Origin of the sequence: Amycolatopsis endophytica (assembly GCF_013410405.1) — a bacterium.
GTDB classification, from domain to species: domain Bacteria; phylum Actinomycetota; class Actinomycetes; order Mycobacteriales; family Pseudonocardiaceae; genus Amycolatopsis_E; species Amycolatopsis_E endophytica.
This window is the reverse complement of sequence record NZ_JACCFK010000001.1, coordinates 3,535,854-3,559,239: the sequence shown is the minus strand read 5'-3', so window position 1 is coordinate 3,559,239 and position 23,386 is coordinate 3,535,854. Positions and strand designations below refer to the sequence as shown.

Genomic DNA, 23,386 nt, shown 5'->3' with positions numbered 1-23,386 from the left:
AACGCCGCCCGGCCCCATCGAGCGCCCACGGCCGCCGCGGAACGGGTTTGCCCCTCGCGGGAAGTGGTAGCCGGGACCGGACCGCAGCGAAGGGAGGCCCCCGTGCCGGACGACAGGAACGATCCGCTGGCCGAATCGAAGCAGGCTCTCGCCGAGGCGAAGGAAGCCGCACGCGACGCCAAGCTCACCAGGCCGGCCGAACAGGCCGAGCAGGAGGGTGCCCCGACCGAACACCCGCCCCACCAGGAGGACGACGACCACTTCTCCCCCTCCTGACGCGCCGTAGCGTCAGACGCCATCAATGCCGCATGGGGGGCGCTTCCGGGCGGGCAGCCGGGGCCGGACTCTGGTCACCGCCTCCGGTTCCGGAACAGGCATTCCTGAGCGATGCTCGCGAGCAGCATCCCGTCGCGCGTCCGCAGCGTGCCGGTGTACCAGCCACGGCCGCCCGCGACCGTCTGCGGCACCAGGTCCAGCTGCACCCACTCGTCCAGGCGCCCGGTGCGGTGGAACCACACGGCGTGGTCGAGGCTCGACCCGGATCCGGCGTCCTCGGTGCCGAAGGCGGCGACGCCGGAGGAGATGTCCGACAGGTAGGTCAGCACGCAGGCGTGCGTCAGCGGGTCGTCGGGCAGTTTCAGTGTGCAGCGCCCCCAGAACCGCGTCGGCCACTCACCACCCGGGTAGGGCTGCTCGGGCAGGCTGCCCTCCATCGAGAACAGTCGCGGCATGCCTCCGCGCGGCAACGCCTCCGGGTCGCCCTCGGGGCGCTCGGGGTGGGCCTCGCGGTCCACGCCCTCCTCCCGCCGGTGGAAGGAGGCCGACATGTTGAAGATGACCTCGCCGTTCTGCACGGCGACGACCCGGCGGGCGGAGTAGGAACCGCCGTCGCGGTCGCGGTCGACGTGGAAGATCGTCGGCCGCGTCGCGTCGCCCGGGCGGAGGAAGTAGCCGTGCAGTGAGTGCGGCAGCCGTTCCTCGGGGACGGTCCGGCCGGCGGCCGCGAGCGCCTGCGCGGCGACCTGGCCGCCGTAGAGCGGGAGGGGGTCGTCGAAGACCACGTTGGCGCGGTAGAGGTCGCGGTCGATCTCTTCGAGGTCGAGCAGGTCGGCCAGCGTGGGCTCGTCCACCGGTTCGTCCGTGACGGCGTGCATTACCGCACGGTAGTACAGGAAGTGCCCGGGAGCAGGCGGTGGTAGACAGGTATCACAGCGGGAGGAGGTCCGCCGTGACCGAGCGCAAGCCCACTGGCGTGAGCTTCGAAACCTGGGTCGACAAGCAGATCCGCGAGGCGGCCGAACGCGGCGAGTTCGAGAACCTGCCCGGCGCGGGGAAACCACTGAAGTGGCTGCAGAAGCCGCATGACGACAACGCCTGGTTGCGGGACAAGCTGGCGCGCGAGAACGTCAGGTACCTGCCGCCGTCGCTGGCCCTGCGCAAGAAGGCCACCGAGGCGCGCGCGGCGGCCGCCGAAGCCGCCACCGAAACCGAGGTGCGGCGCATCCTGGACGACATCAACGCCGAGATCGTGGCCGCTATCCGCCGTCCCCCACCCGGCCCGCCGCTGAACCTCGCTCCGTTCGACGTGGAGCACATCGTCCGCGAGTGGCGCGAGGCCCGGTCCTGACCCGCGTTCCACTCCGGACGGTCACCAGCCCTGCTCGCGCAGCCGGTCCAGCATGCGCCGGTCCCGTTTCGTCGGCCGGCCCGCTCCGCGCTCGCGCCGGGCGACCGGGACCGCGGCTTCCGGGGGTGGCGCCGGCGTCCGGTCGATGTAGCACGTCGCGGCGTCGGCGGCGCCGACCCGTTTCTGGATCACCCGCACCACCTCGACGATCCGCGTCCGGTCGTGCACCCGGGCCCGGACCGTGTCACCGGGGTGGACGCTCGTCGCGGGCTTCGCGGGCCGGTCGTTGACCCGGACGTGCCCGCCCCGGCACACGGCCGCCGCGTCGGAGCGGGTCTTCGTCAGCCGGACCGCCCACAGCCAGCGGTCCACGCGCGTGGACTCCATGGTCATCCATCATGCCCGGCCGAGCGCTCCGGCGCCTTGACCGGCAGGATCGCGGCCAGCCCGGCGGCCAGGATCAGCACGATCCCGGCCATGCCCGCGCGCTGGCTGTCGAAGATCGCGATGAACCCGCTGAACGCCAGCGGCCCCAGGAAGCTGACCGCGCGGCCCGTCGTGGCGTACAGGCCGAACGCCTCGCCCTCACGTTCCGGTTCGACGATCCGCGCCAGGAAGGTACGGCTCGCCGCCTGCGCCGGCCCCAGGAACACCGACAGGCACAGCCCGCACACCCAGAACGTCGCCTTGCCGGGCAGCGCGCACAACGCCACCCCGATCACCACCAGCGCGGCCAGCGACGTCACGATCACCGTTTTCGGGCCCAGCTTGTCGTCGAGGCGTCCGCCGCTCACCGCGCCGATCCCGGCCGTCACGTTCGCCGCGATGGCGAACAGCACCACCTCGGTCTGGCTGAACCCGAACGTCCCGGCCGCGACCACGCCGCCGAAGGTGAAGATCGCGGTCAGCCCGTCGCGGTAGAGGGCGCTCGCGGCGAGGAACCACAGCGTCCGCCGGTCGGTGCGCCACAAGGTCACCAGCCTGCGGGCCAGCACGGCGTAGCCGCTGAAGAAGCTGGACTTCTCCCGCTGCCTTACCGGCGGATTCTCCGGCACGAACAGCAGCACCGGGAGCGCGAACACGGCGAACCACACCGCCACGAACAACGCCACCGCGCGGATGTTCAGTCCGCCCTCGCCAGTCACCCCGAACAGGCCGACGTCGGGCTGCACGAACGCGAACAACACGATCGCCAGCGCGATGACGCTGCCGAAGTAGCCCATGCCCCAGCCGAACCCGGACACGCGGCCCATCGTCTTCGGCGTCGACACCTGCACGAGCATCGCGTTGTAGTTGACCTCGGCGAACTCGAAGAACACGCTGCCGACCGCGAGCAGGACCAGTCCGGCGAGCAGGTAGGAGGGCTCGTCCTTGACGAAGAAGAGTCCCGCCGTGCAGACGATCGCGATCGCGCTGTGCACGCCGAGCCACAGCTTCCGCCTGCCGCCGACGTCACTGCGCTGTCCGGTGACCGGCGCCAGCAACGCGACCGCGACACCCGCGATCGTCAACGCGACGCCAAGCGCTTGCGATCCGCTTTCCGTGTCGGAAGCGACACCGTCGGTGAGGTAGACGGTGAAGACGAAGGTGAGGATGACGGCGCTGAACGCGGACGCTCCCCAGTCCCACAACGCCCAGCTCAGCACGGCTTTGCGCGCACCCGGCGATGCTTCGGCGGTGACAGTCACGGCATGATTCTGCACGAGCCGGGTGAACCACTCCGCCCGGCCGGGTGAACGGCGTCACGAATGCCAACTGGCAAATGTTGACAAGCTCACGGAATCCATCCGGCGGTAACCCGCGGGACTCCGAAGGCGATACCAGGGGTATCCGAAGTACGCGGGAGGGGTTTCGCAGTGGGTTTCGGACAGTCCAAGACACCGGTCACCGACCGTCCGCTCTGGCTCGTCCTGACGGCGGTGTTCGCGGTGACCGCGGCGGTCCAGGTGTACCTGGCCGTCGCGATGTCGGTGTGGTTGTCCGGCGTGCTCGCGATCGTGCTCGCCTTCGCCGCGGCCGGCTCACTGGCCGCCGCGACGAAGGCGATGCCGATCACACGTCGAAGTCGACCATGAGCTCGTCCGACACCGGCAACGACTGACAGGTCAGCACGAATCCCTGTTCGACCTCGCTCTCCTCCAGCGCGAAGTTGCGCCGCATGTCGACCTTGCCGCTGGTGACCTTCGCGCGGCAGGTGCCGCATACGCCGCCCTTGCACGCGAACGGCAGGTCCGGCCGTGCCTTCTGGGCGCTGTCGAGGACCGGCGCGTCACGCGGCACGGCGAGGGTCGTGGACCGTCCGTCGAGGACGATCGTCGCCTGGCTGAGGACCCCGTCGAGCGCCTTCTCCTCGTGCCGCACCGGTTCCGGCGGCACGTCGTCCACATAGAACAGCTCCTGGTGGATCCGCTCGGCGGTCACCCCGGCGGCCCGCAGCCGTTCCTGGGCGACCGTGACCATCCCGAACGGACCGCACAGCCACCAGTGCCCGATCGCGGACACGTCCGGGAACAGGGCCAGCAGCGCCGTGAGTTTGTCGCCGTCGAGCCGCCCGGTGAACAGCTCGGCCTCGCGCGGCTCGCGGGACAGCACGTGCACCAGTTCGAGCCGCGCCGGGTAACGGTCCTTGAGGTCGGCCAGCTCGTCGGCGAACATCACGGTGTCCGTGCGGCGGTTGCCGTAGAGCACGGTGACCGCCGCATCCGGGTCGCGCAGGACCGTCGACGCGATCGACAGCACCGGCGTGATCCCGGAGCCCGCGGCGATCAGCACGTGGTGCCCGGCCGCCGACGGGTCCGGCGTGAAGTTCCCGGCAGGGGTCCCGACCTCGATCTCGTCACCGGGCCGGACGTCCCGCACGAGCCACGACGAGAACAACCCGTCCGGCACCTCGCGCACGCCGATGCGGGGCGCGCTGCCCTCGGGTGAGCAGATCGAGTACGACCGGCGCTCCTCACGCCCGTCGATCGTGCGGCGCAGCGTCAGCGACTGCCCGGCCCGGAACGCGTACGAGTCGGCCAGCTCGTCCGGCACGGCGAAGGTGACCGCGACGGCGTCGTCGCACAGGGGCGTCACCTCGGCCACGGTGAGCGTGTGGAAGTCGCCCCGCAGCCGGGATTTGGTGCTCGCGGTCACCTCAGATCTCCTTGACGTGCTCGAAGGGTTCGTCGCAGGAAGCGCACCGCCGCAGCGACTTGCAGGCAGTGGCGCCGAACCGCGACACCAGCTCGGTGTCCGCCGATCCGCAGCGCGGGCAGGTCACCCGCCGCACCGTCGGGCCCAGCGTCAACGGGATCGGCCCGGACTCCTGCCGCGGCGCGCTGCCGGGCGGCGCGATCCCGGCTTCGGCCAGCGCCCGGCGGCCCCGCTCGCTGATCCAGTCGGTGCTCCAGGCGGGGTGCAGCACGGTGCGGACCTCGACCCGCCGGTACCCGGCGCCCCGCAACGCGTGCACCAGGTCGTCGCGCATGGTGTCCATCGCCGGGCAGCCGGTGTAGGTGGGCGTGATCGACACTGTCACCGCACCGTCGGATTCGGACACCTCACGCAGCACTCCGAGGTCGGCCAGCGTCAGCATCGGCAGCTCGGGATCGCGGACGGTTTCCGCGACGGCTCGGGCGCTCACCACGTCGCCTCCGGGTGCGCGCGCGCAACGCTTTGCAGTTCGGCCAGCAGGTACCCCATGGCTTCGGTGTGCCTGCCGCCGCGCCCGGTCTGCCCGTTCACCCCGGCCTTCCCGGCGATCTCCGGCCGCGTCAGGGTTCCGGCGGTGAACACCTGCTCCAGCACGCCGTCGAACTCCTCGCGCACCGCGCTCGGATCCACCGCGACACCCGCCGTGACCAGCCGCGATTCGATCTCGTGCGGCACGAACAGCTCGGCCACGAACGGCCAGATGCCATCCAGCCCGGCCTGCATCCGCTCATGCGAGAACGCGGTGCCGTCGCCGAGCCGCACGGCCCACTGGGCGGCGTAGTCGCGGTGGTAGGTCAGTTCCTTGACGCCCTTGTCCGCGATCGCGGCCAGCACCGGGTCCACTGAGGACCGCAGCCGCTGGAACAGCGCCAGCCGCCAGGTCGAGAACACCAGCAGCACCGCGATCAGCTGACCGAAGTCGCCGCGTTCCAGCTCGGCGAGCCGGACGTTGCGGAACTCGTGCTCTTCGCGAAAGAACGCGTAGTCGTCCTCCCCGCGGTCCGTGCCCTCGGCTTTCCCAGCGCGGGCCAGCAACAATCGCGCCTGACCGAGCAGATCGAGGCCGATGTTGGCGATCGCGACCTCGTCCTCCAGCTCCGGCGCTCGCGTGCACCACTGCTGCAGCCGGTGCGAGAACACCAGCGCGTCATCGCCCAGCATCAGGCAGTACCGCGCCAGCTCGTCACCGTCCACACCGGACGGCACCGAGGTGTCGACCCCGGCCAGCGGATCCTCGAACCCGGTGCCGAACGCCCAGCGCGAATCGTCGTGAGCGTCGGTCAAAGCTTCGTACGCGTTGTCGAAAGACATGATCGGCTCACATGTGGGGAACGTTGTCGGGGATGTCGTAGAACGTCGGGTGCCGGTACACCTTGTCGCCCGAGGGCGCGAAGAACGGGTCCTTCTCGTCCGGCGAGGACGCGGTGATGTCGGCGGCCTTGACCACCCAGATGCTCACGCCCTCGTTGCGCCGCGTGTACAGGTCACGGGCGTTGTGCAGGGCCATCTGGTCGTCGGCCGCGCGCAGCGAGCCGACGTGCACGTGGTTGAGGCCCCGCTTGCCGCGCACGAACACCTCGTACAACGGCCACTCGCTCTTGCTCACTTCGCCTCCGCCATCTTGCGCGCGTGCGCGGCCGCGGCTTCGCGGACCCACGCGCCGTCCTCGTGCGCCTGCCGCCGCCGGGCCACCCGCTCGGTGTTGCACGGCCCGTTGCCCGCGACGACCTGCTTCATCTCGTCCCAGTCCACCTGGCCGAAGTCGTAGTGCCCGCGCTCGGGGTTCCACTTGAGTTCCGGGTCGGGCAGGGTCACGCCGAGCGCCTCGGCCTGCGGGACGCTCATGTCGACGAACCGCTGCCGCAGCTCGTCGTTGGTGTGCCGCTTGATCTTCCACGCCATCGACTGCGCCGTGTTGGCGGAATCGGCGTCCGGCGGTCCGAACATCATCAGCGACGGCCACCAGGTCCGGTTCACCGCGTCCTGCACCATGTCGCGTTGCGCCCGGGTGCCCTTCATCATCGTCATCAGCAGCTCGTAGCCCTGCCGCTGGTGGAACGACTCCTCCTTGCAGATCCGGATCATCGCCCGCGCGTAGGGCCCGTAACTGCTGCGGCACAACGGAACCTGGTTGCAGATCGCCGCGCCGTCGACCAGCCAGCCGATCGCCCCGACGTCGGCGAAGGTCAGCGTCGGGTAATTGAAGATCGACGAGTACTTCTGCCGCCCGGAAATCAGCTTCTCGGTCAGGTCCGTGCGGTCACCGCCGAGCGTTTCCGCCGCCGAGTACAGGTAGAGCCCGTGACCGGCCTCGTCCTGCACCTTGGCGAGCAGGATCGCCTTGCGCCGCAAGGACGGCGCACGTGTGATCCAGTTGCCTTCCGGCTGCATGCCGATGATCTCGGAGTGCGCGTGCTGCGCGATCTGCCGGATCATCGTCTTGCGGTAGCCCTCGGGCACCCAGTCCCGCGGTTCGATCCGCTGGTCCCGCTCGATGGTGTCCGCGAAGTGCTGTTCGAGATCGGGAAGTGTCGCGGTCATCGGTTCTCCTTGGCGACGAGGGTGAGCAGGTCGTACTTGGCGACCGAGTCGCCGTCGGCGTCGGTCACGTCGGCGTCCCAGCGGACCTCGCCGTAGTCGGCGTTCTCGCGCGGGGTGATCTGCTTGCAGGTCAGGGTCACGGTCAGCTCGGCGCCGGGCTTGACCGGGGTGCGGAACCGCAGGTTCTCCAGGCCGTAGTTGGCCAGCACCGGACCGGGTTCGGGCGAGACGAACAGGCCCGCGGCGAACGACACGATCAGGTAGCCGTGTGCCACGATCCCGCCGAACAGCGGGTTGGCGGCCGCGGCTTCGGGGTCGGTGTGGGCGTAGAAGGTGTCACCGGTGAACTCGGCGAAGTGGTCCACGTCCTCCTGCGTCACGGTCCGCGGGCCGGCCACCACCGCGTCGCCGATCTTCAACTCCGCCAGGGACTTCCGGAACGGGTGCACGTCGTCCGCGTTGCGGGGCGCGCCCTCGATCCAGCGGCCGGTGACCGCCGAGAGCACCTTCGGGCTGCCCTGCACGGCCGTGCGCTGCATGTGATGCAGCACGCCGCGGATGCCGCCCAGCTCCTCGCCGCCACCGGCGCGGCCGGGACCGCCGTGCATCAGCTGCGGCATCGGCGAACCGTGACCGGTGGACTCCTTGGCGTCGTCGGCGTCGAGCACCAGCAGGCGGCCGTGCCACGGCGCGGCACCGAGCACGACCTCGCGGGCGAACTCCGCGTCACCGGTGACGACCGATCCGGCCAGGCTCCCCTGGCCGCGCGCGGCGTAGCCGATGACCTGCTCGACCGAGTCGTAGGGCATGAGCGTCGAGACCGGGCCGAACGCCTCGACCTCGTGCGGTTCGGCGCGCTCCGGATCGCCCGTGAGCAGCACCGGCGAGAGGAACGCGCCGCGCTCGGCGTCGGCGTCCACCACCTCGACGCGCTCCGGGTCGCCGAACACCACGCTGGAAGCGTCCTGCAGCGCCTTGAGCGAGCGGCGGACCTCCTCGCGCTGCTCCAGGCTGGCCAGCGCGCCCATCCGCACGCCCTCGGAGGACGGGTTGCCGATGGTGACCTTCGCCAGCCGCGCGGCCGCCGCCCCGGCGACGTCGTCGAGCAGGTTCGCCGGCACGAACGCGCGCCGGATCGCAGTGCACTTCTGGCCCGCCTTGACCGTCATCTCGGTGACCAGCTGCTTGACGAACAGGTCGAACTCGGCCGTGCCGGGTGTGGCGTCCGGGCCGAGGACCGAGCAGTTCAGCGAGTCGGCTTCGGCATTGAAGCGCACAGCGTTGCGCACGATCGCCGGGTGGGTCCGCAGTTTCCGCGCCGTGGACGCCGAACCGGTGAACGACACCAGATCCTGTTCGGTGACGTGGTCGAGCAGGTCACCGGCACTGCCGGAGACCAGCTGCAGCGTGCCCTCCGGGACCAGCCCGGATTCGATGACCAGCTCGATGACCCGCTCGGTCAGGTAGGCGGTCTGGCTGGCCGGCTTGACCAGGCTCGGGACACCCGCGAGGAACGCCGGGGCGAACTTCTCCAGCGGACCCCAGACCGGGAAGTTGAAGGCGTTGATCTGCACGGCGACACCGCGCAGCGAGGTGGCGATGTGCTGGCCGAGGAACGTGCCGCCCTTGCTCAACGGCTCGACGCCGCCTTCGACGTAGACGGTGTCGTTGGGCAGTTCCCGCTTGCCCTTGCTGGAGTAGGCGAACAGCACGCCGATACCGCCGTCGACGTCGAACTTCGAGTCGCCGAGCGTCGCCCCCGTCTTGGCCGACAGCTGGTACAGCTCGTCGCGGTGCTCACGCAGGTGCGAGGCCACCGCCTTGAGCAGCGCGGCGCGCTGGTGGAAGGTCAGCTCCCGCAGCGCGGGCCCGCCGACGCGACGGCCGTGGTCGAGCGCCGCGGCCATGTCGATGCCCTCGGACGAGATCCGGGCGAGGACTTCACCGGTGACGGCGTCGTGCAGGGGCGCGCCGTCCCCCTCGCCGGTCCGCCAGCCGCCACTGACGTAGCTGCGCAGCATCTTCGTCGACTGCTGGGCCATCGTTCCTCGCTCTCCCGATTAACCAACCGAACGTTCAGGAAGTCATGGTAGCGTCTCCGCATGGCTGACGAAAGCACCAGCGACGTTGTTTCCGTTTCCCACGACAGCGCGGTGGCGACCGTGACGTTGACGCGGCCCGCGCTCACCGCGGCGTCGAAAGCCGCGCTCCGGGACGCGCTGATCGAGGTGGCCCGCGACAACGCCGTCCGCGCCGTCGTGCTCACCGGCACCGGTAAGGCGTTCTGCGTGGGTCAGGACCTCGCCGAGCACGCCGAAGCCCTGCGTGCCGACGCGTCCACGGCGTTCGCCACGATCGACGAGCACTACAACCCGATCGTCATGGCGCTGTCGACCATGCCGAAACCGGTGGTCGCGGCCATCAACGGCACATGTGTCGGCGCCGGTCTCGGCTTCGCGCTCGCCTGCGACCTGCGGGTCACCGCGGACACCGCGAAGTTCGGCACCGCGTTCACCGGCATCGGCCTGACCTGCGATTCCGGGCTGTCCGCCTCGCTCGCGCGAGCCGTCGGCGCGGCGCGGGCAAGCGAACTCGTCCTGCTCGGCGAACCGTTCACCGCGGCGCAGGCGGCCGAGTGGGGCATCGCCGGGCGCGTGATGCCCGCCGCGGAGGTCGCCTCGACGGCCGCCGAACTCGCCGCGCGACTGGCGAGCGGGCCGACCCGCGCCTACGCCGAAGCCAAGCTCGCGCTGGCCGCCTCGTGGGGTGCTCCCCTGCCGGAAGTCCTGCGCATCGAGGGCGAAGCACAGAAGCGGCTGGGCCTCACGGCCGACCACCGCGGAGCCGTCGATTCCTTCCTGACCAAGTCGGAACCGGCCTTCGACGGGTCTTGACAGTCCCCGGAGCGCGCGCACATTATTAACCGTCCATTCGGTCAGTAACAAGGAGCTGTCGTGTCACAGGCCGCGCAGGCGATGTTCGCCGACGACGTCGCGTCGAAGTCGCTGGGCATCGAACTCGTCGAGGCGGCGGACGGCCATGCGGTCGCCCGCATGACGGTCACCGATCAGATGGTCAACGGGCACGCCATCGCCCACGGCGGCTACCTGTTCCTGCTGGCCGACACCGCGTTCGCCTGCGCGTGCAACAGCCACGGCCCGGTGACGGTCGCGGCGGGCGCGGACATCTCGTTCGTCGCCAGCGCCCGGCTCGGCGATCGGCTGGTCGCCACGGCCGAGGAACGCACGCGCTACGGCCGCAACGGCATCTACGACGTCACGGTGCACCGCGAGGCCGGAACCGGTCGTGAGGTGATCGCCGAATTCCGCGGCCGCAGCCGCACCATCGGGAAGAACTGAGGAGCCGGCCCCCATGACCACCATGCACAGCGACGTGCCGCACGCGAAACGCCTCGGCACCGCGCCGGCACCGGACGACCTCACCCCCGTCGAGCGGCTGAGCGTCGACGAGCTGCGGGCCACCCAGCTGGAGCGCCTGCAGTGGACACTGCGGCACGCGTACGCGAACGTCCCGTTCTACCGTCGCAAGTTCGACGAGGCCGGTGTCCACCCGGACGACTGCCGCGAGCTGGCGGACCTGGCGAAATTCCCCTTCACCACGAAACACGACCTGCGCGACAACTACCCGTTCGGCATGTTCGCGGTACCGCAGGAGCAGGTGCGCCGCATCCACGCCTCCAGCGGCACCACCGGCAAGCCCACCGTCGTCGGGTACACCGAGGCCGACATCGACACGTGGGCCACCGTCATGGCGCGCTCGATCTTCGCTGCGGGCGGGCGGCCGGGACACAAGGTGCACGTCGCCTACGGCTATGGCCTGTTCACCGGCGGGCTCGGCGCGCACTACGGCGTCGAAAAGCTCGGCTGCACCGCGATTCCCGCGTCCGGCGGCATGACCGCGCGGCAGGTGCAGATCATCACCGACTTCAAGCCCGAGATCATCATGGTGACCCCGTCCTACATGCTCACGCTGCTGGACGAGTTCGAGCGGCAGGGCATCGACCCGGCGTCGTCGTCGCTGCGGGTGGGGATTTTCGGCGCGGAGCCGTGGACCGAGCAGATGCGCCGCGAGATCGAGCAGCGGATGAACCTGCACGCGGTGGACATCTACGGCCTGTCCGAGGTGATGGGGCCGGGTGTGGCACAGGAGTGCGTGGAGACCAAGGACGGGCTGCACGTCTGGGAGGATCACTTCTACCCCGAGGTGATCGACCCGGTCGAGGAGCAGGTGCTGCCCGAGGGCGAGACCGGTGAGCTGCTGTTCACCTCGCTCACCAAGCAGGCGCTGCCGATCATCCGCTACCGCACGCGGGACCTGACCGCGCTGCGACCGGGTACCGCGCGGCCGTCGTTCCGGCGCATGGACAAGGTCACCGGCCGCAGCGACGACATGATCATCCTGCGCGGCGTCAACGTGTTCCCCACGCAGATCGAGGAGATCGTGCTCGCCACCGACGGCCTGGCACCGCACTTCCAGCTCAGACTGACCAAAAAGGACCGGATGGACCAGCTGACCGTGCTGGTGGAGGCACGCACGGACACCCCGGCCGACCGGCGGCTCTCGGCGGCGGCGGAGATCTCCGCGCGGGTCAAGGACGGCGTCGGGATCAGCGTCGGCGTGGACGTGCTCGATCCGGACACACTGGAGCGGTCGATGGGCAAGCTACGGCGCGTGATCGACCAGCGGCCTCCGGCCTGACGGCCGCTGGGATACTGGCGTCATGACGACCGCACCTCCGGCCCGGACCACCCGGCGTGGCAGGCCGGGCTACGACCTGGAGTCCTTGCTGGCGGTCGCGGTCAAGCTGTTCAACGAGCGCGGCTACGACGGCACCAGCATGGAAGACCTGTCGCGCAAGCTCGGCATCACGAAGTCCGCCATCTACCACCACGTGCCGAGCAAGCAGGAACTGCTGCGCCTGGCGGTGAACCGCGCGCTGGACGGACTGTTCGAAATCGCGGACGAGCTGCATTCGGTGGACGGGCGCGCGGTGGACCGCTTGGAACACCTGGTGCGCGGCAGTGTGCGGGTGCTGGTCGAGCGCTTGCCGTTCGTGACGCTGCTGCTGCGGGTGCGCGGGAACACCAAAGTTGAGCGCGACGCCCTGGCCCGTCGTCGTGAGTTCGACCACATCGTGTCCGAACTGGTCACCCAGGCCGTCGACGAGGGCGACCTGCGCCCGGACATCGACCCCCCGACCGGGGCGCGGTTGCTGTTCGGCATGGTCAACTCGCTGATCGAGTGGTACCGGCCGCGCGGCGGCGTGAGTGGTGACGACCTGGCGACTTCGGTGGCGGCGGTGGCGTTCGACGGGCTACGGATCCGGTCGCGTTAGGACAAAGCGGACGGGTGAACGCGGTCACAGCGGGAATCTCGGGACGGTCGCTGGTGTCGGCACTGTCATGCCCGGAAACCGTAGCCTGCGGCTGATCATGCTCGTGCTCGCGTTCTCGTGCGGCACGACGGTGGCGAACCTGTACTACGGGCAGCCGCTGCTCGCCGAGATCGCCGGTGCGTTCGGGGTGAGCCAGGGCAGCGCCGCGCTCGTGGTGACCTTGACGCAGCTGGGGTACGCGGCCGGGCTCGCGTTGCTGATGCCGCTGGGCGACCTGGTGGAGAACCGGGCGCTCGCGTCGCGGACGCTGGTGTTCACCGCGCTGGCGTTGCTGGTGGCGGCGGTGGCGCCGGGGTTCGGGGTGTTCCTGGCCGCCTCGGTGCTGATCGGGGTGACGTCGGTGGTGGCGCAGATCCTCATCCCGTTCGCCGCGCACCTCGCGCCGGAGGAGCAGCGCGGCCGGTTCGTCGGTACGGTGATGACCGGCCTGCTGCTGGGAATTCTGCTGGCGCGGACGTTGTCGAGCCTGGTGGCCGGGGCGTTCGGCTGGCGGACGATCTACTTCGTGTCGGCCGCGCTGATGGTGGTGGTGGCGATCGCGGTGCGCCGCGTGCTGCCGCACCGCCGCCCGGACCACCGGGACGGCTACCCGCGGTTGATGCGATCGATCCTGACCCTGGCCAGGCAGGAACCGGCACTGCGACGGCGGGCGGTGTGCCAGGCGTTGATGTTCGGGGCGTTCAGCGCGTTCTGGACGTCGGTGGCGTTCGAACTGGTCGGGCGGCACGGGCTGACGCAGACCGAGGTGGGGGTGTTCGCGCTGGTCGGCGCTGCGGGTGCGGCGGCCGCGCCACTGGCGGGTCGTCTCGGCGACCGCGGGCACGGCCGGATCGGCAGCGGGATCGCACTGACGCTGGCCGCCGTGGCGCTGGTCGTGGCGTGGCTGGGCGCGGGTTCGCTGGTCGCGCTGGCGCTGGCGGGGGTGGTACTGGACCTGACCGTGCAGGGCCACCAGGTGCTGTCGCAACGGGAGATCTACGGCCTGCGGGAGGACGCGCGGGCCCGGATCAACACGGTCTTCATGACGACGATCTTCGTGGGCGGCGCGGTGGCCTCGGCACTGGCCGGTTCGCTGTACGACGGTTTCGGCTGGGCCGGGCCGTGCCTGTTCGGGGCGGCGCTGCCGGTGATCGGGCTGGTGATCTGGTCGGTGTCGACCGTGCGAGCCCGGCGCCTGGAGGCCGTGGCGGCCTGATTCAGGCCGGCCTCACCACCGTCGACGTCGGCTCGGTCAGGCGCAATGCCTCGTGGAGGCTGGTCGCCGCCGCGTGCTCCGCACCGCGGTCCCGGTGCGCTCCAGGAAGCGATTTGCTGCTCAGCAGGAACTCCGCCAGCGAACTGTTCGCGAGATCGCCGTATTCCACCCGGAGCCAGTGGGCCGGAAGTTTCGCACTTGTACCGCGGTCCGACCGCCCGCACGGTAGATCAGGTCGAGAAACGTGGGCTCCCCGTCGATCCGGCTGATCGACACCTGCCTGTCCCACGACGGATCCGGTTCCCGGAGTTCGACGGTAGCAACAACGACCGAAATATCGGTAGATCATTGTCCTGATGCTCGGTCCTTCCCATCAACCGAATCCGCGCATTGCGACAGCGCCGACTCCCCCAGCCCGACGCGCAGGAACTGCTGACCCTGTCGCTGGCGTGTGCTTCACTACCGGCGACCATCCGAGCACGAGGAAGGAACCACTGGGGTGACGAGCTGGCGCGATCTCGCGACGTTCATCCGGCAGCAGTACAAGGTCGTCCGGGACGAACCGGACGAACTACGCATCCGCATCCGCTTCCACCCGGAGGACGAGGAAGCCGAGGAGCGGACCCAGATCGTGGTGATCGCGCGGGAGGTGCTCGACCGGCGGGACGAGTGGATCCAGATCGCGACGCCGTTCGCGCACGTCGACGAGGTGGATGTGCTCGGGGTGCTGACCGAGGTGGGCCACACGACCGTCGTCGGTGGTGTGGTCGTCATGGGCGAGTACCTGGTGCTGCGGCATTCGCTGCCGCTGGCCAACCTCGACCTCAACGAGTTCGTCGATCCGCTCGCGCTGGTCACCAGCTCCGCGGAGATGCTGGAGGAGCAGCTCACCGGGCGCGACGACTACTGAAATCCGGTTGCTCGTGCCCGGCGCGCGGGTAACCCTGGGGGCCAGCGAAAGGATCTTCCATGTTCACCGCCGTCGAGGGCGCCCGGGTGCCGATCCGCATGTGGGCCGATCCGGGGTCCGTCGAGGACGCCGCTATGCGTCAGCTGCACAACGTCGCGAACCTGCCGTGGGTGCACGGTCTGGCCGTCATGCCGGACGTGCACTACGGCAAGGGTGCGACGGTCGGCAGTGTGATCGCGATGCGGGACGCGGTCTCGCCCGCCGCGGTCGGCGTGGACATCGGCTGCGGCATGAGCGCGGTGCGGACGTCGTTGACCGCCGTCGACCTGCCCGACGACCTGGGCGGGCTGCGGCGGCGCATCGAGGACGCGGTGCCGGTGGGCTTCGCCATGCACCGCACCCCGGTCGACCCGGCGCGGGTGCCCGGCACCGGCGGGTGGCACGATTTCTGGTCGGAGTTCGGGCACCTGCACGAGGGCGTGCAGAACCTGCGTGACCGGGCGCGGGCGCAGATCGGCAGTCTCGGTGGCGGCAACCACTTCATCGAGGTGTGCCTGGAGCAGGGCGGCGCGGACGAGGGCCGGGTGTGGCTGATGCTGCATTCGGGCTCCCGCGGCATCGGCAACGAGCTGGCCAAGCGGCACATCGACGTCGCACGCAGGCTGCCGCACAACGCGGACCTGCCGGATCGCGATCTGGCGGTGTTCGTCGCGGGCACGCCCGAGATGGCGGCCTACCGGCGCGACCTGTTCTGGGCGCAGGAGTACGCGGCCCGCAACCGGGCGACCATGGTGGCGCTGGTGCAGCAGGCGCTGGCCGCCACGGTGCCGGGTGTGCGGTTCGACGAGCCGATCTCGTGCCACCACAACTACGTCGCCGAGGAGACCTACGACGGCGTCGACGTGCTGGTGACCCGCAAGGGCGCGATCCGGGCCGGGTCGGGTGATCTCGGCATCATCCCGGGCAGCATGGGCGCGGGCTCCTACATCGTGCGCGGGCTCGGCAACGAGGTTTCGTTCCACTCGGCGTCCCACGGCGCGGGGCGGCGGATGTCGCGGACGAAGGCACGCAAGTCGTTCACCGCGGCCGACCTCGCCGCCCAGACCGAAGGCGTCGAGTGCCGCAAGGACACCGGCGTGGTCGACGAGATCCCCGCAGCGTATAAGGACATCGAGTCGGTGATCAAGGCGCAGACGGATCTGGTGGAGGTCGTCGCGCACCTCAAGCAGGTCGTCTGCGTCAAGGGCTGACCGGTTCACGCCGCACCGGGACGGAGGACGTAGCCGGTGTACTGGTACTCGTCGCCGTGTTGGCGTCGCATCGCGATCTCGGCGCGGGCTCCCGCGACGGCTTCGGCCATCGCGGGGTCGCCGGCGAAGGAGTCGGCGCGGACGGCCAGGTGGTCGTAGAACTCGTCGAACCAGTCGCTGTCCGGCATCGGCAGGACGGCCTCGACGCGGTATCCGGCCTCGCGGGCGGCGGCGGTGTTCTGCTCAGTCGTCCTCAGTGGATAGTGCGCGTCCCAGAATTCCCGCACCGCGACGGAAGGTGCACCGGTGGCCCATTCGCATTCGGTGAGCACCAGCGCGCCACCCGGTGCGAGCAGCCGTCGCCAGGTCCGCAGCGCGGTGTCGAACCCGACGACGAACACGGAACTTTCCGCCCACAGCAGGTCGAACGCTCCGTCGGGGAACGGCGGGTCGGCCATCGACGCGTTGACCGTGTCGAGGTCGAGGCCGTCGGCCGCGCGGGTCAGGTCGTCCAGGAACGGCTGGTGGGTGTCCAGCCCGGTCACACGCGCACCCGCACTGGCCAGCACGAGCGCGGACCGGCCGGGGCCGCAGCCCAGGTCGAGCACGCGAGGCCGGTCCGGCAGCGGCGCGGCGAGGTCGAGCAGGCGACGGGTCGTGGCGTCCGAACCCGGCCCCTGACGCGGCAGGCCGTGGAACAGCGTGAAGAAGGCTTCGCTCACGTGCGGTAGCCTCACCCGCTCCGCGGGCGAACGCAACCGAATTCAGCCGGCCAGGTCGACCTCGGCGGTGAGGACCCCGTGGTGGGCCTGCAGGTCCACGCACCACCTCTCGGACAACCGGTCCAGCACGTGCAACGGCAGCCGCAGCGGCGCGTGGCCCGGCAACCGGCGGCAGCGCAGCCCCTTGATCTCGGCGCGCACACTGACCCCCTCGATGTGCCGGACGCGTACCGTGAACGGCGGATAGGCGTGACGGCAGGCGAGGCTGGCGAGCGTGTCCACGACGATGAGCGCGCGCTCGGACTGTTCGCCGCGCTCGTGGGCGAGCAGCGCGCGAAGGTGGCGCCGGAGTTCGGCGAGGTGTGGCGCTCCGAGAAGCGGCACGCCCGTGGTTCTCTCACAGGTTTGCGTCATCGAGTCCGGCAAGGCGATCCTCCGCTGCACTTTCAACGGGCGAGAGCGTCGTTGTACCCCGGTCAAGAGAACCCGAAACCTGCTCAAACCGACCGTGTGCGGGACAGGCCGGGCGCGACCTCCGCGATCCGTTGCCGCATCGGCCGCTGCCGCAGCGCCTCGATCGCCTCGTCGACCAGGCCGCTCAGCGGATATCCCAGTTCGGCCTCGAACTCCTTCGCCGCGGTGGTGGTCGCGGCCCACTCGGCGTCCAGCACGGGCAGCAGCTCCTCGGCCTTGGCCGTCAGGTGCGCGATGCGCTGACGGGCGTCCGCCCCCGGGCTCAACGTGACCAGGTCCGCCTTGACCATCTGGGCCACCGACTGGCTCACCGCCGAATGGGTCACCCCGATCGTCTCCGCGAGGTCCCGGATCGGCTGCGGACCGGTGGCCGCCAGCGCCCGCACGATCGGCGTGAACCGCGGGCGGAACCACTCCAGGCCGAGATCGGCGTACACCGCCGCCACATCGCCGTCCAGCAGCTCCAGCAGGTGACGCAGGCGAGTGGCGAGCAGTTCGCGGCGAGGAATTGTCACAGCGCTAATATAACAGCACTGTCAGATCTGGAGGGACCATGACCCAGCTCCACCCATCCGCGAAACCCCACGCCGAAGGTCTGCTCGATGTCGGCGACGGCAACCGGATCCACTGGATGACCTGCGGCAACCCGGACGGCAAGCCCGTCGCCGCCGTCCACGGCGGACCGGGCCAGGGAGCGTGGACCAGCTCACGCGGCTACTTCGACCCCGACCAGTACCGCGTCATCCTGTTCAGCCAGCGCAACTGCGGCCGCAGCACCCCGCACGCGAGCGACCCGGCCACCGATCTCACGCACAACACCACCGCGCACCTGATCGCGGACATGGAGCTGCTGCGCGAACACCTCGGCGTCGAGAAGTGGATGCTGTTCGGCGGTTCCTGGGGTTCCACGCTGATCCTCGCCTACGCCGAAGCGCACCCGGAGCGGGTCAGCGAGATCGTGCTGTGTGGCGTGACGAGTTCGCGGCGGCGTGAGCTCGACTGGCTCTACCGCGGCGTCGGCCGGTTCTTCCCGGCGGAGCTCGAAAAGTTCCGGGCGGGCGCCGGTGACGTCGGTGGCGACACGTTCGACGTCCTGGCCGCCTACGCGCGTCTGATGGCCGATCCCGACCCGGCCGTCCGCTGGAAGGCCGCGCGGGACTGGAGCACCTGGGAGGACGCGGCGATCTCGCTCGAACCGAACGGCGTACCCAACTCCTTCAGCGACCGCCCGGACGACGATCTCCTGGCGATGACCCGCATCTGCGCCCACTACTTCTCCCATGCCGCCTGGCTGGAGGAGGGCGTGCTCATCCGCGAAGCCCACCGTCTCGCGGGAATCCCCGGCAAGCTCATCCACGGGCGGCTCGACCTGTCCGGACCGGTCGAGACCGCGTGGGAACTGGCCAGGGTGTGGCCGGACGCCGAACTGATCGTGATCGACGACTCCGGCCACACCGGCAGCGACGCCATGCGGGCGGCGATGCGCCGCGCCGCGGACGAGTTCGCGCTCAGGCCAGTTCGGGGATGACCTTGCGCGTGAAGAGGTCGAGCGACGTGCGGTCGTGGGCGGCGTCGGCGAAGTAGCCGATCGCGTACGACATGCCCAGGTCACGCAGCTCGGTGAGGTTCTCGGTGACCTGCTCCGGCGTGCCCACGAGCGGGCCGTTCGCGAAGCTCTGAACGGTCCGTTCGAGCACGTCGGCGGACACGAGCGGTGCGTAGTGCGACCGGATCCACGCCAGACGGTCGGCAACGTCCTGTTCGGTCTCGCCGACGATCACGTTGTAGTTCGCGGTGCGGACGATCGCGTCGAAGTCGGTGCCGACGTCCTTGCAGTGCCCGGCGAGAACCTCGGACTTGTGCTTGAAGCCCTCCGCGTCGCCGGCGAAGTTCGTATACCGGGCGTACTGGGCGGCGATCCGCAGCGTCTTCTTCTCGCCGCCACCGGCGATCCACAGTGGAATGCCGCCCTCCTGCAGCGGCAGCGGGTACGACATCGCGCCGTCGACCTGGTAGTACTTGCCGTCCAGGGTGGCGGAACCGTTCCGCCACATCTGCCGCATGATCTGCACACCCTCGTCGAGGCGGCCGATCCGCTCGCCCGCCGACGGGAAGCCGTAGCCGTAGGCCCGCCACTCGTGCTCGTACCAGCCGGCGCCGATGCCCATCTCGACGCGACCGCCGGACAGGACGTCGGTGGTCGCGGCGACCTTGGCCAGGTAGGCCGGGTTGCGGTAGCTCATGCAGGTGCACATCTGGCCCAGCCGCACCCGGCTGGTGGACACTCCGAGCGCCGCCATCAGCGACCACGCCTCGTGCGTGGCCTCCTCGACGGGCGCCGGAACCGTGTGGAAGTGGTCATACACCCAGATCGACTCATAGGGGCCGTTCTCGGCATACCGGGCAAGGTCGAGCATCGTTTCCCAGTGCCGGGCGGGCTCGATGCCCACCAGGTCCATTCGCCACCCTTGAGGAACAAACAGTCCGAAGCGCATGGACACCATGATCCCACGCGACCCGGCGTGATGAGCGTCCCCGTCAGCGGCTGATGCGGCCGGGCATCGGCTGTGGCTTGCTCGGCGGCCGCTGCGGGGTCGGCGGACGCCGTTGCCATGGACGTGAACTGGTCTTGCGCACCTGACCCCCCGGGACGGCCTCGACGGACATTCGTTGGCGAAGACTAACCACACCCGGAAGACAGGTTTCGAACCGCACCCTCGTTGTGCGACGAAAGTGACTGGAGGGACTGGTGTTTCGGTATTTCTCGTCGCCGGAAGATCAATTCGCGACAGTGTGACACAACGAACTCCGCCCCCTTGATCGCGGCCCGCACATTCAGCACGGCGGCGCCCGATCTGGCCGCCCGGCTTCGGGTTCACTGCAGCTCGCTCGCGCGCCAAGCAGTCCGATGTGGACTTCGTCGCCTGGTGTTCCTTCAGCAGGGCTCGGTGTTCGTGCGGCTCACCGAACCCGGCAACGAAAGCCGAACCAAGAGAGTGTCCTCGCCGGACAGGCAGACTCCGGGAGGACCAGGGCTCCCGCAGCCCGGTCCACCTTGGCGAGGCGGTCGCTATCCGAGTGTCACGTCTTCCGGTTCCCGGTCCGGCCGCAAGCCCCGCCAGGACGGTGCCCGCAACCTTCCGTCCGAAGTCCATTGCCGGAACTCCACCTCGCCCACCAGCTCGGGCTCCACCCAGTGCGCATTGCGGGCGTACTCCCTCGGCACCGGGCTGGCGAAGGGGCTCGTCCGGCGGGCGAGGGGGCGGAGGCGTGCCAGCACGTCGTCGAGCATCCGGTCGGTGAAACCTGTGCCGACGTGGCCCGCGAAACGCAGTCCCGCTTCCCCGTGCAAGCCGAGCAGCAGGGCTCCGAAGGTGCTGGATCGTCGGCCCTCGCCGGTGGTCCAGCCCGCGATCACCACCTCCTGTGTCCGGGTCAGCGGGGTTTTCACCCAGTGTGGCGAACGTGAGCCGGGCTGGTAGGGCGAGTCGAGACGCTTCGAGACCAAGCCTTCCAGACCGACCTCGCGCGCGGCCCGCAACAGTTCCGCGCCCTCCACCTCCCCGGCGCGGAAATGGCGCCGCACCCGCACCTCCGGGCGGTCGAGGCCCAACGTGAACAAGTGTTCCCGGCGGTCCTCGTACGGCAGCGGCATGCAGTCCAGCGAACCGGCGCGCAGCAGGTCGAACGTGAAGAACACCACGGGCACCGCGGCCAGGCGCGCAGGTGTCGGCACGGTCAGGTTCATCCGCTGCTGCAACCGCCCGAAATCCGGTCTGCCTTCGCCATCGAGGGCGACGACTTCGCCGTCGAGCAGCAATGTCCGCCGGTCCGCCCCCAGAACAGCCAGCTCCGGGTACGTCCCGGTCACGTCCCGCAGTCGCCGCGAGTACAGCCGCACCTCGCCGCCCGAAACGGCGGCCTGGCATCGCACGCCGTCGTACTTCCACTCGAACGCCCAGCCCTCGCTGTCCTGCACGGGTCCGGGAACGGCCAGCATGGGGGTGACGGGCTCCAGCATCCCCCGATGCTCCGCCCGATCGTGCTTGCCCGCCAGTCGGCCGGAAATGATCGGGATTCAGGCAAGGACGAGACTTTGCGCTTGGTCAGCGAAACGGCTTCTTCGGGCCTCAATCCCGCGCACCACTCCGGACGCATCATTCCGGCCGGCGGCCGAGGGGACATACGTCTTCGTCACCGGGCGGCGCGGGTCGTCCTACTTGTCGAGGAACGTGGTCGGTGCGGTGTTCACCTCGTCGGCGTGGGTCCAGAGCAGACCATGTGGGGCGCCGTCGATCTCGACGTAGTCGGCCTCGGGGAACGCCGCGTGGAAGTCGTCGCGGGCCACGAGGAACGGTTCGAGCGAGGCGAGGAATGCGAGCTTCGCCACTCGCTCATGCCCATAACGTGCCACATACCGGGCCAGCTCCCCGGTGCCCATCGAAAAGCCGACCAGCACCACGTCGCGCAGATCCATGGCCTCCCTGTCGGCTGGCGGAAAACACCGCCGTTCGTGACGACTTCATCGCCATGCATTCTCAGGTGCCGAGCGAACAACGGGCACACAGGTACGTCCCTGGGTCATCTGGCAGTCCTTGTGGTGAGAACGGTCAAGCGGCTCGAGCGGGAGTACCGGTGAGGGCGCGGAGCTGCTCGGCGTCGACGTTGGCGCCGAACGCAGGGGTGCCGGGTTCGAGCCGCGCGCCGACGGCGAGGTCACCGATGGCGAGCGGGTCGAACCCGAGCGTGTCGATCAGCTCGGACACGGCGACGAGGTCCTCAGGCGAGTCACCGGCGATCGCGATCGCCTTGCGCCCGGGGTGGCCGGATGGAAGCGCCCCGTCTTCCAGATCGTGATAGCCCATGTGGTTGAGCGCCATGCTTGCCCGGCTCTCCAGCGGACGTGAGGTCGGCCTGGCCCCGGCCTCGTTCGCCGAGCACGCCTCCAAGACCAGCACTGGCATCATTCTTCGCGACGTGGTCACCCCGCCGATCGTGGCGGACCTTTCCGTGCTGTGGCGCGCGGACGATCCGTCACCCACCATCGCGACCGCCGTCGAAACCGCCCGGCAATGCGCCGAACACAACAAATGGCTACGCGATCCCAGCACGTGATGCGCGATGATGCGCCCGCGGCATGGGGCGGCACAGCCAGCCAGGGTCGCGAGCGACCCTGGCTGCGTCGTGGCGGGTCGCTGACCTCATCGCCGTGACCACCACACCGACACGACGGTCCACGCGCATGCCGCTGCGCGTCTCCGCGACCGTCGAACTGGTCAGCCTCGCCATTCTGGTCGGCAACAGGGCGACCGCGGACCCACCTGGCGCGCCCGATCGAGGAGCTGAACGCGACGAGAGGATCTGCCGCGCGACCGCTGAGTCGTGCCGGAAGCCGAGCAACAACCCCCGCGAGTTCTGAGACCAGGCCTCAAGGATCGAGCCTGGCCGTGGTCTGCAGCCCGGTGATGAGGACGTCGACGAGGCGCAGTGCCGAGCTTTTCCAGTTCTTGTCCGGGCTCACGTTCGCGATGCCGCCGATGGCGCGAAGCAGATCCAGCGGCTGAAGGCCGGTCGCGAGCGCCGTCGACTCCTGTGCATGCCGCACCAGCGCGTCGACGCTGGAGGCGAGCCGGTCCGACGAGTCGCGAAACAGCGGCTCCGGGCCCCGCAGCAAGGTGTCGAGGGCCCCTGACATGCCCTGTTTCGTGTCGAGGAAATCGACGAACATCACCAGCCACTCGCGCAGGGCGGCGATCGGATCGAGCTGCGCGGTGAGGGATGTGGCCGCGGCGACGAGCGTGTCGACTTCGTCCCGGTAGATCGCCTCGATCAACGCGTCGCGCTGGGGAAAGTGCCGGTACAGGGTGGCGATGCTGACCCCCGCCTCGCGCGCCACGCGTTCCAGGCTGGCGTTCGCCCCCTGGTCGGCTACGACGTTCCTGCCGGCGGCGACGAGGCGCGAGCGATTGCGCGCCGCGTCGGCGCGCGGCTTGCGCACCGGTGATGTCGTCGGGCCTTCGCTGCCGCTTTGCACGGAATCGAGCCTAAGCGTAGGG

Annotated in this window: 30 protein-coding genes; 13 read left to right on the top strand and 17 right to left on the bottom strand. The window is 69.8% G+C overall.

The features are described from left to right. Positions 1-102: 102 nt before the first annotated feature. Positions 103-276: a hypothetical protein gene (locus HNR02_RS17640; RefSeq protein ID WP_179774240.1), complete on the top strand. Its 174-nt coding sequence runs from the start codon at positions 103-105 to the stop codon at positions 274-276. A gap of 74 nt (positions 277-350) precedes the next feature. Here HNR02_RS17640 and HNR02_RS17635 read toward each other — a convergent pair whose 3' ends face one another. After that, positions 351-1,154, bottom strand: a complete 804-nt coding sequence (locus HNR02_RS17635) for an acyl-CoA thioesterase (RefSeq protein ID WP_179774239.1) — start codon at positions 1,152-1,154, stop codon at positions 351-353. A 74-nt stretch (positions 1,155-1,228) separates the two neighbouring features. Between HNR02_RS17635 and HNR02_RS17630 the strand changes: the two genes are divergently transcribed. Then, a complete protein-coding gene (locus tag HNR02_RS17630) occupies positions 1,229-1,627 on the top strand; it encodes a DnaJ family domain-containing protein (RefSeq protein WP_179774238.1) in 399 nt (132 codons plus the stop codon). A 21-nt stretch (positions 1,628-1,648) separates the two neighbouring features. On the opposite strand, the gene HNR02_RS17625 is transcribed toward HNR02_RS17630, so the two are convergent. After that, positions 1,649-2,014: an Hsp15 family ribosome-associated heat shock protein gene (locus tag HNR02_RS17625; protein ID WP_179774237.1), complete on the bottom strand. Its 366-nt coding sequence runs from the start codon at positions 2,012-2,014 to the stop codon at positions 1,649-1,651. Between the two features lie 2 nt (positions 2,015-2,016). After that, complete coding sequence (locus tag HNR02_RS17620; protein ID WP_179774236.1) at positions 2,017-3,315, bottom strand: MFS transporter; 1,299 nt, start codon at positions 3,313-3,315, stop codon at positions 2,017-2,019. Between the two features lie 168 nt (positions 3,316-3,483). On the opposite strand from HNR02_RS17620, the gene HNR02_RS17615 reads away from it, so the two are divergent. Further along, complete coding sequence (locus HNR02_RS17615) at positions 3,484-3,702, top strand: hypothetical protein (RefSeq protein ID WP_179774235.1); 219 nt, start codon at positions 3,484-3,486, stop codon at positions 3,700-3,702. Here HNR02_RS17615 and paaE read toward each other — a convergent pair. Genes paaE through paaZ form a run of 6 tightly spaced genes read right to left on the bottom strand, consistent with a single transcriptional unit; the run spans position 3,680 to position 9,384 of the window. Continuing rightward, positions 3,680-4,762 (bottom strand): 1,2-phenylacetyl-CoA epoxidase subunit PaaE, encoded by a 1,083-nt coding sequence (gene paaE, locus HNR02_RS17610; protein WP_179774234.1) that lies wholly within the window; start codon positions 4,760-4,762, stop codon positions 3,680-3,682. The genes HNR02_RS17615 and paaE overlap by 23 nt on opposite strands. A 1-nt stretch (position 4,763) precedes the next feature. Next, a complete protein-coding gene (gene paaD / locus HNR02_RS17605) occupies positions 4,764-5,255 on the bottom strand; it encodes a 1,2-phenylacetyl-CoA epoxidase subunit PaaD (protein ID WP_179774233.1) in 492 nt (163 codons plus the stop codon). Further along, a complete protein-coding gene (paaC, locus tag HNR02_RS17600) occupies positions 5,249-6,133 on the bottom strand; it encodes a 1,2-phenylacetyl-CoA epoxidase subunit PaaC (RefSeq protein WP_179774232.1) in 885 nt (294 codons plus the stop codon). Before paaC ends, paaD begins: the two co-directional genes overlap by 7 nt. A gap of 7 nt (positions 6,134-6,140) precedes the next feature. Then, positions 6,141-6,428, bottom strand: a complete 288-nt coding sequence (gene paaB, locus HNR02_RS17595) for a 1,2-phenylacetyl-CoA epoxidase subunit PaaB (RefSeq protein ID WP_017984160.1) — start codon at positions 6,426-6,428, stop codon at positions 6,141-6,143. Continuing rightward, positions 6,425-7,363 carry a 1,2-phenylacetyl-CoA epoxidase subunit PaaA gene (gene paaA, locus HNR02_RS17590; RefSeq protein WP_179774231.1) on the bottom strand — a complete coding sequence of 313 codons (939 nt, stop codon included), beginning with the start codon at positions 7,361-7,363 and terminating at the stop codon, positions 6,425-6,427. Before paaA ends, paaB begins: the two co-directional genes overlap by 4 nt. Further along, positions 7,360-9,384: a phenylacetic acid degradation bifunctional protein PaaZ gene (gene paaZ / locus HNR02_RS17585; RefSeq protein WP_179775977.1), complete on the bottom strand. Its 2,025-nt coding sequence runs from the start codon at positions 9,382-9,384 to the stop codon at positions 7,360-7,362. The genes paaA and paaZ overlap by 4 nt, the downstream gene beginning before the upstream one ends. A gap of 81 nt (positions 9,385-9,465) precedes the next feature. Here paaZ and HNR02_RS17580 point away from each other — a divergent pair, with 81 nt between their 5' ends. From HNR02_RS17580 to HNR02_RS17550, 7 genes are all read left to right on the top strand, one after another. Beyond that, positions 9,466-10,257: an enoyl-CoA hydratase/isomerase family protein gene (locus HNR02_RS17580; RefSeq protein WP_179774230.1), complete on the top strand. Its 792-nt coding sequence runs from the start codon at positions 9,466-9,468 to the stop codon at positions 10,255-10,257. 81 nt (positions 10,258-10,338) lie between these two features. Continuing rightward, complete coding sequence (gene paaI / locus HNR02_RS17575) at positions 10,339-10,722, top strand: hydroxyphenylacetyl-CoA thioesterase PaaI (protein ID WP_179775976.1); 384 nt, start codon at positions 10,339-10,341, stop codon at positions 10,720-10,722. 13 nt (positions 10,723-10,735) lie between these two features. Beyond that, positions 10,736-12,082, top strand: coding sequence for a phenylacetate--CoA ligase PaaK (gene paaK / locus HNR02_RS17570; RefSeq protein ID WP_179774229.1), 1,347 nt, complete (start codon positions 10,736-10,738; stop codon positions 12,080-12,082). Between the two features lie 22 nt (positions 12,083-12,104). Then, positions 12,105-12,719, top strand: a complete 615-nt coding sequence (locus tag HNR02_RS17565) for a TetR/AcrR family transcriptional regulator (RefSeq protein ID WP_179774228.1) — start codon at positions 12,105-12,107, stop codon at positions 12,717-12,719. 67 nt (positions 12,720-12,786) lie between these two features. Further along, on the top strand, positions 12,787-13,974 hold the full coding sequence (locus HNR02_RS17560) for an MFS transporter (RefSeq protein WP_179774227.1): 1,188 nt from the start codon (positions 12,787-12,789) through the stop codon (positions 13,972-13,974). A gap of 499 nt (positions 13,975-14,473) precedes the next feature. After that, the gene (locus HNR02_RS17555; protein WP_179774226.1) at positions 14,474-14,884 is read left to right on the top strand and encodes a hypothetical protein; all 411 of its coding nucleotides are present in this window, start codon (positions 14,474-14,476) and stop codon (positions 14,882-14,884) included. Positions 14,885-14,943: 59 nt separating this feature from the next. Next, on the top strand, positions 14,944-16,134 hold the full coding sequence (locus HNR02_RS17550; RefSeq protein ID WP_179774225.1) for an RtcB family protein: 1,191 nt from the start codon (positions 14,944-14,946) through the stop codon (positions 16,132-16,134). Between the two features lie 5 nt (positions 16,135-16,139). Here HNR02_RS17550 and HNR02_RS17545 read toward each other — a convergent pair whose 3' ends face one another. The 3 genes from HNR02_RS17545 to HNR02_RS17535 all read right to left on the bottom strand — a co-directional run bounded on the left by HNR02_RS17545 (position 16,140) and on the right by HNR02_RS17535 (position 17,845). Beyond that, on the bottom strand, positions 16,140-16,856 hold the full coding sequence (locus HNR02_RS17545) for a methyltransferase domain-containing protein (RefSeq protein WP_179774224.1): 717 nt from the start codon (positions 16,854-16,856) through the stop codon (positions 16,140-16,142). A gap of 42 nt (positions 16,857-16,898) precedes the next feature. Then, on the bottom strand, positions 16,899-17,240 hold the full coding sequence (locus HNR02_RS17540; protein ID WP_179774223.1) for a hypothetical protein: 342 nt from the start codon (positions 17,238-17,240) through the stop codon (positions 16,899-16,901). Between the two features lie 113 nt (positions 17,241-17,353). Then, positions 17,354-17,845 carry a MarR family winged helix-turn-helix transcriptional regulator gene (locus HNR02_RS17535; RefSeq protein ID WP_179774222.1) on the bottom strand — a complete coding sequence of 164 codons (492 nt, stop codon included), beginning with the start codon at positions 17,843-17,845 and terminating at the stop codon, positions 17,354-17,356. Positions 17,846-17,883: 38 nt separating this feature from the next. On the opposite strand from HNR02_RS17535, the gene pip reads away from it, so the two are divergent. Beyond that, positions 17,884-18,858 (top strand): prolyl aminopeptidase, encoded by a 975-nt coding sequence (gene pip / locus HNR02_RS17530; RefSeq protein ID WP_179774221.1) that lies wholly within the window; start codon positions 17,884-17,886, stop codon positions 18,856-18,858. Here pip and HNR02_RS17525 read toward each other — a convergent pair. The 4 genes from HNR02_RS17525 to HNR02_RS17510 form a co-directional block, all read right to left on the bottom strand. Continuing rightward, on the bottom strand, positions 18,839-19,825 hold the full coding sequence (locus HNR02_RS17525; RefSeq protein WP_179774220.1) for an LLM class F420-dependent oxidoreductase: 987 nt from the start codon (positions 19,823-19,825) through the stop codon (positions 18,839-18,841). The genes pip and HNR02_RS17525 overlap by 20 nt on opposite strands. A gap of 575 nt (positions 19,826-20,400) precedes the next feature. Then, positions 20,401-21,351, bottom strand: a complete 951-nt coding sequence (gene ligD, locus HNR02_RS17520; protein ID WP_246338591.1) for a non-homologous end-joining DNA ligase — start codon at positions 21,349-21,351, stop codon at positions 20,401-20,403. A 195-nt stretch (positions 21,352-21,546) separates the two neighbouring features. Continuing rightward, complete coding sequence (locus tag HNR02_RS17515; protein ID WP_246338590.1) at positions 21,547-21,807, bottom strand: alpha/beta fold hydrolase; 261 nt, start codon at positions 21,805-21,807, stop codon at positions 21,547-21,549. A 133-nt stretch (positions 21,808-21,940) separates the two neighbouring features. Further along, positions 21,941-22,210, bottom strand: a complete 270-nt coding sequence (locus HNR02_RS17510; protein WP_218902928.1) for an NAD(P)-binding domain-containing protein — start codon at positions 22,208-22,210, stop codon at positions 21,941-21,943. On the opposite strand from HNR02_RS17510, the gene HNR02_RS17505 reads away from it, so the two are divergent. Beyond that, positions 22,209-22,445: a type 2 periplasmic-binding domain-containing protein gene (locus tag HNR02_RS17505; protein ID WP_179774219.1), complete on the top strand. Its 237-nt coding sequence runs from the start codon at positions 22,209-22,211 to the stop codon at positions 22,443-22,445. The genes HNR02_RS17510 and HNR02_RS17505 overlap by 2 nt on opposite strands. 94 nt (positions 22,446-22,539) lie before the next feature. Continuing rightward, on the top strand, positions 22,540-22,749 hold the full coding sequence (locus tag HNR02_RS17500) for a hypothetical protein (protein WP_179774218.1): 210 nt from the start codon (positions 22,540-22,542) through the stop codon (positions 22,747-22,749). Positions 22,750-22,758: 9 nt separating this feature from the next. On the opposite strand, the gene HNR02_RS17495 is transcribed toward HNR02_RS17500, so the two are convergent. Continuing rightward, a complete protein-coding gene (locus tag HNR02_RS17495; RefSeq protein WP_218902926.1) occupies positions 22,759-23,364 on the bottom strand; it encodes a TetR/AcrR family transcriptional regulator in 606 nt (201 codons plus the stop codon). Between the last annotated feature and the right edge of the window lie 22 nt (positions 23,365-23,386).